Origin of the sequence: Parafrankia sp. EUN1f (genome assembly GCF_000177675.1) — a bacterium.
Taxonomy (GTDB): Bacteria; Actinomycetota; Actinomycetes; order Frankiales; family Frankiaceae; genus Parafrankia.
The window spans coordinates 1-10,016 of the sequence record NZ_ADGX01000228.1 but is presented as its reverse complement, the minus strand read 5'-3'; the positions used below and the strand labels follow the sequence as shown (position 1 = coordinate 10,016).

Genomic DNA, 10,016 nt, shown 5'->3' with positions numbered 1-10,016 from the left:
GTCGAGCAGCGCGCCGAACGCCGCGCGCGCCGCCCCCGGCCGCGTGCGCCCGCGCTCGTCCTGCCCGTCGTCCCCGTCCCCGTCCTGCCCGGCCTGGTGTAGGTGGGTGCTGGTGGCCTGGTGGTGCAGGGAATCCACCAGATGCCGGGTGGCCTGCTTCAACGCGAGCAGGTGCTGGGCGAACGGGGCGTCGGCGAGGGCGAGGGACCGGCCGGTCTCGAACGCGGCGGCCAGCGACAGGTCGAAGCTCCCCCAGGCCGGGTCGTAGATGATGAGCGCGTCGGCGGCGGTGGCCTGGGCCGCGGCAGCGGTGACCGCGGGCAGCACGGGGGTGAGCGGGCCTCGGTACCAGCCGTAGGTGGCCTCGCCCGACCGGGTCAGGTAGGGCAGCGGCAGGTACCCGTCGCCGAGCCGCCGGGCCACCTGCCGCCGGGCGGCGGTGTCGGTGTCCGGCGGCGGCGCGGGCAGCCGCAGCCACATGTCCTCGCGCCCGGCCTGGGCGCCGGACGTCGTGCGGGTGAGCCCCTCGGCGAGGTCGGCGAAGTCCGCCTCGCGGTCGGGCTGGGCCTGGAACGACCAGCTGCACAAGGACAGCAGCGCCACCGCGGAGCGGCCCCGGAAGTCCGGCGCGTCCACGAGGATCCGCTCATGGCCCTCCAGGGAGACGAGATGCACGATGTTCTTCGTGCCCGTCCCGGAGTCGGAATCGGAGTCGGAGCCGGGCGGGGTGGCGGTCGGGAAGCGGTTGGCGACGATGACGGAGAACAGCCCGTCCTCCTGCAGGCCCAGGATCGGCCGGTCCCCGGTGTTGGCGCCGCGGCAGTGGGCGAGGAAGCGCAGCTCGTCGAGCCGGGGCGCCACCGCCTGGAACTCGGCCGCCGCGACCTGGATGTAGACGCAACCGTCGTCCGGGCTGACGTCGGACTCCCGGGTCAGCGCGGGCTTGAGCACGGCGGGGTCGTCGGCCAGGAACTCCGCCACGGTGGCCGAGATGGTGCGGGTCGGGGCGGTGGTGCCGCCGATGAGCTGGGAGTCGGTGAGCACCAGCAGGGCCAGCCACGGCGTGTCGTGCGGCGCCCCGACCAGTGGGCGTTCCCACGGCAGCATGGGGTCGCCGAGCACCACGTGCGGCAGAACCTCCGCGAAGCGGCCGCTCGAGGCGTCGGGAGGCTGCTCGGCGACCACCGCGTCGGCGTCGATGCGCATCTGCGGGCCACGAACGCTGAACTTCTGGACGGCCGTGAACGGCCCGCCGACGACCGGCGCGCCGTCCCCCGCCCCGCCGCGAAGGGTGTGGGTGACCTCGATCCGGTAGTCGCCGGCGGGCAGGGCGGGCAGATAGTGGTCATGCAGCTCGACGTCCCCCAGGGGGATCGTGTCGCGGGCGGGATGCTGCGTGCTCGGGCTCATCCGCGGCTCTCCGCGTCGTCGGTGGTGTTCTGGACCATGGGCGCCTGGCTGTAGAAGTGGGCCGCGCCCGCCGCGAGGCCCACCAGGGCCCGGTCGCCGAGGTCGGTGAGCAGCTTCGCGTCGGCCAGGGCGGCGTACATCTCGTCGCGACCGCTCCTCGCGTCGCCGCGGTCGAGGCGCCCGAGAAGCTCCACGCTGGTCGGGTCGGGCACACCGAGATAGTCGCCGTTGGCGGCCGGCTGCCGGGGCAGCGGCGACAGGCCGGACGGCAGCTCGTCCTCGCTGTACTCGCTCAGCGGGAAGACACCACGGGAGGCGGCGAGCTCCGGCCGGGGCGCCTGGACGTCGAAGCCGACCGGCCGGTCCGCCAGCACCTCGGCGCTGGGTTCCGACGGCGTGTGGCTGAACGGGATCGGCGGGGCACCCCACAGCGACGCGGGCACGCCCCGGGTGCGGGGGGTGAACGTCCAGCCGTCCGTCGCCGCGGGCCGGTCGGCGTAGAAGAGTCGCAGCCGGTGCTCACCGACCAGGCCGACGCGGTCCATGGGACGCACGTCGACCAGGGGGCCGTCCCCGGGCTCGGCCGAGCCCAGGGCCGCGTCACCCGTGCGCAGGTGGCTGGCCGGCACCGCGGACTGGGTGAACAGGCGCAGGTCCCGGGCCCGCGCCTGCCACACCTTGCCGCCCGCGCTGCCGCCCGCGCGGCCCGCATCCGGGTCCGCCACCGCGCTGTCGACGCCGGCGACCGGCGCGATGGTGACGACGTCCGCCGGCTTCGGGAGCATGCTGGCGAACACGTCCCACCCCAGCGCCTCGGTCTCGCCTCCCCCGCGGGAACCGCCGAAGCTGACGGTCACGTCGATGAGGGGGAAGTGCGCGGTGACCGAGCCGCCGGTCGGCGGCCCCCACAGGTGCAGGGTGGCGCCGACCGAACCGCCGATCGTGATGTGCAGGATCCCCAGGTTGACGGTGCCGGACGCGCCGATGCTCACCGAGATGCGCGCGTCGAAGAAGAACGGCCGCCAGGACAGCAGCATGTCGGCCTGCGCCGTGAACCAGGCCCGGATGGCACCCTCGTGGAAGAGGACCTCGAGCCGCGCGCCCGCCATCGCGCACGAGGGGGTGACGGCCAGATACGCCTGAGCCCTGATCGACACGTTGCCGCTGACCGCCCAGTCGATCCCCAGCCGCGGCGCGTCGGGATAGTAGGAGGGCCGGCTGAACGCGGGGTGGTAGCCGCCGAGGGTGACGACGAACTGCCCGGCGTGGGGGTTGGCCCCGAACCAGGTCGCGGCGGCGAACCCGCCGGTGAGGTGGCAGGCGGGCGTCAGCACGTACGAGGCCGGGGAGAGCTGCGCGGCGATCTCGGCGCTGCCCTGGGTGGGCCGGATGACGGCCTCCAGGCCCAGCTCCGCGTAGACGTAGGTGGTGCTGGCGGACTCGCTGGGCAGCGGCAGCTGGATCGTCGCCAGGCCCAGCAGGGCCAGCGCCAGGTCCGCGCCGATCTCCGCGGCCATCAGCATCCTGGCGTTCACCACCTCGGCCACGGTGAACTCCACCCCGAGTGCCAGCCAGTACGAGCCCTCCCGGGGTGCGATCCACCGCCGCGGCTGACTGCCGGTCACGGCCGACTCCCGCCCCTCCAGGACGTCGAGCACGTGGGAGGGCTTGGACCCGGAACCGGGACCCTGCTTGTGCAGGCTCAGCAGCGGGAAGCCGGAGACCTCCCGGGGGCTCGGCAGCGTCAGCTCCCGGTTGAAGCCGAACCCGGCCATCAGCCCGGTGACCAGGACCGGCGGCGGCCCGCCCAGCGGCGCCTCCAGCTGGGCGAACACGAACAGCGAGGGCGCATCGTCCGTCAGCTGCGCGTACGACCCGAGACCCGCCAGCGAGAAGCTCGGCAGGCCGACCGTGGCCGTGCCGTCGTACTGGAACGCCACCGTGTCGGGCAGCTGATCGTCGGGCAGGTGCAGCAGCGCGCCGGAGATCTCCACCGGAGCGGCGCTGTAGCCGATCCCAAGGCCGTCGAGGCGGAACGTCGGCGCGAACCTGTCCAGCCGGGAACCGACCGCCAGACCGTCGAGAGAGAGGGCAAGCGGGCCGAGGGCGACCGACGCGTCCAGCGCGAACAGCAGCACGTTGTGCTGGTACACCACCCCCACCCGATTGAGGTGGACGATGCCGAGCTGCTTCTGCACCGACACCCAGTGGACGCTGGAGCTACCCGTTCCCGTGGTGTCCGGCGTTTTGGTGTCCGGCGTCTTGGAAGTGCCCTCGTTGCCGGATGTGCCCCCGGTGCCGGACGTGCCCTCGGTGCCGGACGTGTCGGATCCCCCGGGGAGTCCGCCGCCGGCGTTCGAGGGTGGCACCCCGAGAGCGACCGACGTGGTCTCCTTCCCGATCCGCAGCTCGGCCAGCGCGGCGACGCCCGCCGCGAGCCCGGCCGGCGGGAGGGTCACCACCTTTGCCGGCCCGAGCAGCTGGTTCACCGAGGCGACAGTCTGCGCGTCGAAGGCTCCGGAAGTGTAAAGAACCTGGAGGTTCTCCACACTCACCGTTCCGAACGTCGACAGGAACCCGCCGACGAGCGGAAGCCCGGAAAGGTCGAAACCCGCCGAAAGGTCCACCCCGACACAGAACCGGGCCGGACCGCCCGCTGGTTTAACCCACACGAACTTGGCGTCCTTCAGGCCTGTCCGCAGGCTGTCGGGAACGTCGGCCGCGAGGTCGGCGGAGAAATGCGCGACCCAGTCCCGCAGCACGATCTCGGTGCCCTCCGCGGCACCGAGATACGTGGCGACCAGGATGTCGGTGCCGGACCTCTCCGCGTCGAAGTCGACCTCGAAGATGTATCCGTCGACGTCGAGCGTGCCGCCGTATCGTGTGCTCGTACCGTCACGGGTCACTGTCAGGCGGAGCGTGGCCTTGACTCCGTCCGTGATGGTCAGGTCTCCCTCGCAGACGAAGTCGAGGGCGGTCGAGCCGGTGGTGTACGAAAGCGTGAGGGCGGTGAGTTCAAGGGATCTGACCGGCCCGGGAACATCGGTCAGCCCCAGCGCGTCGATCACCTCCGTCATACCGAGGGTCTCGCCCGCCTCGAGGCCCCCGCTGAACTCCCAGCCGCCCTGGGCGCCGCTGACCTTCCCGGCCGAGATGACGATATTCAGCCCGGAGCCGATCGACACCGTGCCCCCGACCCGGGCCGTGAATCCCGCGTCGCTCGCGTAGTGGACAAAAGAATCCAGGGATCTGATCACGAAAGGGCCGACCGACCAGTCACCGGTCACCGTCATTCGAAGGAGATACTCGTCTCCGAGGACAGCGGCGAACGCCAGCTCGCTGACGGCACAGTTCTCGGGCACCTCACCCGCAGGAATGCCGAACGACTCCAGCACGGATCGGACCGGAATCGGTCGTGCATCCGTCAACATGCCGGCGAGGGCGAGGTGGGGAAGCCACACGGAAACATCGAGTGGCAGCGTCCTGATGGTGAGGGAGGCCACGATCGCCATGGCGTCCACCTCGTAGACGACCGGATCGGAAGCCATCTTCTCGGTGAGGCGGTAGTCAAAACCGGCGACGTCCGCGGGGTCGAAGGCGAACGCGCGCAGCCCCTCCGTCACCTCCTGCCAGACAGCGTCACCGCCGAGGCGCCTGCCGAGCTTCTCCAGCTCAGCGGCGAAGGCGCCGGGACGCACCGGCCGCACGGCGGCGGTCAGCCGCCCGAGGTCGTCCGCGGTGACCGTCACCACTACCTCCACGGAGTCGAACGTGCCGCCGAGAGTGAGGGTGACCAGGCCCTGGCTCGTCACGGTCACCGACACACCCGTCACCGCAACGGCCGCCGCGGCGCCGACCGGCCAGGCAGGCGACGTCCAGGTGAGCGAAAGGGAAAGCGTCGTCCGCCCGGCGTCCACCTCCGGTCGCCCGCTGCCCGCCGCACCCTGGCAGACGCCGTCCGGGAAGGTGGCCAGCATGGCGCACAGCTGCGCGGGGAGGGCCGTGTCCGCCGCCCGTAGCGTCGGCGGATCACCCAGGCTCAGGAGATGCTCCTTCAGGGCGTCAAGATCCACCGAACCCCTCCCACAGATCAGGACCTTTCACTTCCGGGCACGTTTCGCTTCCTGGCGCTTTCGGCAGCCGTGGCCTGCGGCTCTCGACCGGCACGGGGCGGGCCGGGCATTCGGCCTCGACAGCGGACCGGCAGGCGGCACAACGCCCGGCCGCTACCTTCTTTCCCGGACCTGTGGCCCTTTCGTGAGTGTGCCCTCCACTGTGCGCTCACCCCACACCCAGTACTTGCCGTCATAGCCTTCGAACCGCATGTATCTGACCACGTCACGCAGGGCCGACGAGGCGGGTGCGAGCAGTCGCCTGTCGTACACCCCGCTCACGTACGCCTGAATTTTGTTCTCGGCATCAGAAAGCGCGCTGGCGCGACTCCCCCTGACCTCCTGAAGTATGCTCAGAACCGGCTTGTCAAGGTCTTCCCCGGGGTCGTCGCAACGACCCTCGGGGCCCACGACAAGATTTCCGGGCAACCACGAGTAGATGCGCAGGAAAAAGTCCCACTCATCGGCCCTGACGGCGCCTTCGTCATGACACACCGCACCTTCGTAGATGCCGAGAACCAGGCCCGCGACCTTCTTCACGTCAACGTCCAGCAGCGCCCCACCGGCGGTGTCATACAGGTCGGCATAGCGCTTGCGATCAAGATTCTCCCAAAGAAGGGACAGGAAGTTGCACCCCTTCAGGTCACCCATGTCGACGATCCTGTTCCAGAAACTCGTGAGCCTGCTGTACGACACAACATGGTGATACGAGAGAGCACTTGCCCTCGGCCTGTTCGTCGCTGGATCAAGCGGCGCACCGGAGACCGCGACAGGAGTGACAGCCCGGTACGGACGACCCGGCCTGTTCCTGCTACCTTCTAAAATTTTCAGGTTGTACTGCGTCGGCGCCACAATGTCTCCCGCACAGCCAGGATCCGCCAGGATGAAACTCGGGACACACCTCTCCACCGCCGGTATCTGCTCCCAGGTGCCCGCGGCATGGCACCAGTTCCCGTAGTACGCAGAGGGGTTCGGCACGGATGCGATCACAACATCCGGACGTTCGACGTAAACCGTTCGGACAACAGATTAGGGAGCCCTCGCCCTCGAAGAGGGCAATTTGCGGAATGTCACGCAAAGCTATCCCGAGCCCTCCGGGCCGGCGAGGCAGGTCTTCGGCGGCCGGGCCGCGGCCGCTCGGGCGCGGGAATTCACCACCGAGCCCACGAGCTGCGAAGGCAGCGAACTCCACCCCCGGCCAGACGGCCCGCGTCCGTCAGGATCGCCAGTCAGCGGCTGCGCGCTTCGCCGAGCGCCGAGCGGCGGGCGGAACAGAGCGTGAAGGGGCGCGCAGCCCAGGGCCGTCCAGATCGAGGCGGCGGCCGAGGATCCTTCTCCTGACGGGCCAGGCCGAGTGGTCGCGACCGGAGGGCGTCCGATCGCGGACCACTGCGCGGAGCGAGGTGTCGCTTCAGCCAGCGGATTGTGCGCCGGACGCCTGACGGGTGCGACGACGCCGCCCAAGGGCGAGGCCGCCGGCAGTCAGCCCGAGTCCGACGGCGAGCGTCGCCGCGTTGAGGACGAAGTACAGCACGTTGATGTCGTCGGGGGTGTCCACGGCGACGACGACCGTCTGCACGGCGAAGACGACCGCGAACAGGATCGCGGCCGCCAGGTAGGCGGTTCGACGGTTGGCGATGAAGATCCCGAACGGGACGGTGAACAACAGCATCGCGATCTGAACCATGAGCCTGCTCCCTGAGGTCCGGCCGAAGTCGGCCGCCGGTGTCGGGGTCGGTCCGCCTGCTGGCGGCCACGGCTATTGAGCACCGAACGGGATCACGTGGTCATGAGCTGCCGATCACGACCTGGCCGGGAGATTCTCACGGTCGTTTCGTGATCGGATACCCGGGACACGGCGAGCCGATCAGCGTTGGATTCCCGCATGACGCCGAAGTTGTTCGCCTGGTTGATTCCGCGACGGCGGACCCGCCAGGTGTCGACCCTGATGGCCGCCAGCTCGGCGGTCCTCGCGGCGGCCACTGTCGCGCTCGTGGTCGTCGCCGACGCGTCGGGATCCAACGGCGACGTCGATGAGTGGGTATTCGGCTGGCTGACGCCAGGATTCATCGTGCCCGGGCTGGTCCTGGCACGTCGTCGGCCAGACCTGGCGATCGGGTGGATGTTCCTGGTGGCCGGTGTGACCACGGCGCTGACTGGTGCCGGTGCGGGTTACGCCGACGCGGCGCTGGCACGCGGCTGGCCGGCTGCGGACTGGGGCCTGTGGGTCGCGTCCTGGGCCTGGCAGCCCCATCTCGCGCTCGGCGCGGTGGCGCTGTTCCTGTTCCCTGACGGCCACGTCGCCGCGCGCCGCTGGCGATGGGCGGCGACGGTCCCGCTCGTGTTGACGACGTTGGCGATCGTCCTGGCGGTGATTCGTCCCGGGGTCATCCTGATCACGCCGGATCGTCCCGACGGTACCCCGACCGGACTGGTCAACCCGGTCGGCCTCGGTTTCGGCCTGGAGGGCGGGCAGGAACACCTGCGCTCCGCTGGCAGCCTGTTGGCGGCGGCCGGTTCCGTGTCGCTGCTGGTCGCCTCGGTCAGCGTCGTCGTGCGGTTCCTTCGAGCGCGGGGCGCACGTAGGCGGCAGTTGGGCTGGGTAGCGGCGACCCAGGTACTCGACCCCGTCATCCTGCTGACGATCTACGTGGTCCCGTCCTCGGTCGGCCCGGTCGTCGCCGGCGTTCAGACGTTTCTGCAGCAGGCGGTCGTGGCCGCGGCCATCATGCGCTGGCGGCTGTACGGGATCGACGTGGTGGTTCGCCGGTCATTGCTGGCTGCCGGGTTGCTGACGGCAGCGCTGGGGACGTACGCCGCCGTCGTGGCGGTGGTCGGAGCGGCGGTCCGTACGACTGGCCCGGTGGTCTCCGCCGTCGGTGCGACTGCCGCGGTCTTCGCGTTCGGCCCACTTTCGGTGACGATCAGGGCCTGGGTGAACCGGCTGTTCTACGGCCGGCGGGACGACCCCTACGCGGTGGTCGCGTCGATGAGTCACCGACTGTCGCAGGCCCCCGGTCCGGACGACGGCTTGCGGGCACTTACTGAGACCCTCACCAGTACGCTGCGTGTCCCGTTCGCCGCAGTGGTCACCCCGGCTGGGGACGTGCTGGCCCGCAGCGGACTCGACAGCGAGGCCGACAGCCGGGACGGCAGCCAGGCCGACGCGGTTGAACTCCCGCTCGACCATCACGGCGAGCGGGTCGGCGCCCTGCGGGTAGGCCGTCGGCGCGGCGAGGACGCGTTCGCCCATACCGAACACGTCCTGCTCGCTGACGTCGCCCGCCAGGTCGGCGCGGCCGTGCACGCGGTGACCCTGCTCCATGACCTGCGCGTCGCCCGCCAACGTTTGGTGCTTGCTCGCGAGGACGAGCGCCGTCGATTGCAGCGTGACCTGCACGACGGACTCGGTCCCCAGCTCACCGCCGTCATTCTGAAGATTGACGCGGCTCGCAACCGGATCGGTTCCGACCCGAGCCTGGCTGACCGTCTTCTGGTCGAGACGCGGGCCGAGACGCGCGCGGCGGTCGACGACATCCGCCGCCTCGTCTACGCTCTCGGCGATCCCACGCTCGAGGCGATCGGGCTCGTCGCGGCGCTGCGCGACGCGGCATCCCGCCTCCAGCGAGGCAGCGACACGCTGACGATCGACATTGTCACCGACCCCGGCGGGGACCTCGGGCGGCTACCTGCCGCGGTGGAGGTGGCCGCCTACCGAGTCGTCACCGAAGCGATCACGAATGCCGTCCGGCATGGCAAGGCCCGTCGGTGCACGGTGACGGTTCGGCTTCGACGGGATCTGCACCTTCAGATCGTCGACGACGGCCGCGGCCTGGCCGCCGACTGGAAGGCCGGCGTGGGCGTGCGGTCGATCCAGGAGCGGTCCGCTGAACTCGGCGGCCACAGCGAGATCGGGCCGGCGCCCGGCAAGGGCACTCTCGTCGCGGTCATACTGCCGCTGAACGATGCGACGACCCGAACCGTCCAACCTGATCCCGTCGGACCTGATCCCGTGGTCCCGGTACCGGGACCCAGAGCCGAGCAACCGAGGAAGGAACGAAGCGGTGAGTGAACCGGGCACCGACGTCGCGGAGCTCGGACGACCCGTCACCGTGGTCGTCGCCGACGACCACCTCCTCATTCGTGAAGGCGTGCGGGCACTGCTCGAGTCCATCGCCGCGCTGGAACTCGTCGGGCAGGCCGCCGACGGCGACGAGGTGATCGAGGTGGTCCGGCGTACCCGGCCCGACGTGGTCATCATGGATCTCCACATGCCGGGTACCGACGGAATAACCGCCACCCGGCGGATCACCGCCGAACATCCCGGCGTCGCCGTGCTGGTCGTGACGATGATGGAGGACGACGCGTCGGTGTTCGCCGCGATGCGGGCCGGTGCTCGGGGGTACCTCCTCAAGGGCGCCGACCAGGACGAACTCCGCCGGGCGATCAACGCCGTCGCGAACGGCGAGGCCATCTTCGGTCCTGGAATCGCCC

Annotated in this window: 5 protein-coding genes and 1 pseudogene; 2 read left to right on the top strand and 4 right to left on the bottom strand. The window is 70.5% G+C overall.

Going from position 1 to position 10,016, the window contains the following annotated elements:
* The 4 genes and pseudogenes from FREUN1FDRAFT_RS35815 to FREUN1FDRAFT_RS35800 all read right to left on the bottom strand — a co-directional run.
* Window positions 1-1,410 (bottom strand): annotated as a pseudogene (locus tag FREUN1FDRAFT_RS35815) (hypothetical protein); the annotation flags it as partial.
* Complete coding sequence (locus FREUN1FDRAFT_RS35810) at window positions 1,407-5,483, bottom strand: DUF6603 domain-containing protein (RefSeq protein ID WP_006545296.1); 4,077 nt, start codon at window positions 5,481-5,483, stop codon at window positions 1,407-1,409. The pseudogene FREUN1FDRAFT_RS35815 and the gene FREUN1FDRAFT_RS35810, both read right to left, overlap by 4 nt.
* A 153-nt stretch (window positions 5,484-5,636) precedes the next feature.
* Complete coding sequence (locus tag FREUN1FDRAFT_RS40485) at window positions 5,637-6,512, bottom strand: hypothetical protein (protein ID WP_157475766.1); 876 nt, start codon at window positions 6,510-6,512, stop codon at window positions 5,637-5,639.
* Between the two features lie 421 nt (window positions 6,513-6,933).
* Window positions 6,934-7,209, bottom strand: coding sequence for a hypothetical protein (locus FREUN1FDRAFT_RS35800; protein ID WP_006545294.1), 276 nt, complete (start codon window positions 7,207-7,209; stop codon window positions 6,934-6,936).
* Between the two features lie 198 nt (window positions 7,210-7,407).
* Here FREUN1FDRAFT_RS35800 and FREUN1FDRAFT_RS35795 point away from each other — a divergent pair, with 198 nt between their 5' ends.
* Both FREUN1FDRAFT_RS35795 and FREUN1FDRAFT_RS35790 read left to right on the top strand, forming a co-directional pair.
* Window positions 7,408-9,594: a sensor histidine kinase gene (locus FREUN1FDRAFT_RS35795; protein ID WP_006545293.1), complete on the top strand. Its 2,187-nt coding sequence runs from the start codon at window positions 7,408-7,410 to the stop codon at window positions 9,592-9,594.
* Window positions 9,587-10,016, top strand: a 430-nt coding sequence (locus tag FREUN1FDRAFT_RS35790) for a response regulator transcription factor (protein ID WP_006545292.1), incomplete at its 3' end; no start/stop codon positions are given. The genes FREUN1FDRAFT_RS35795 and FREUN1FDRAFT_RS35790, both read left to right, overlap by 8 nt.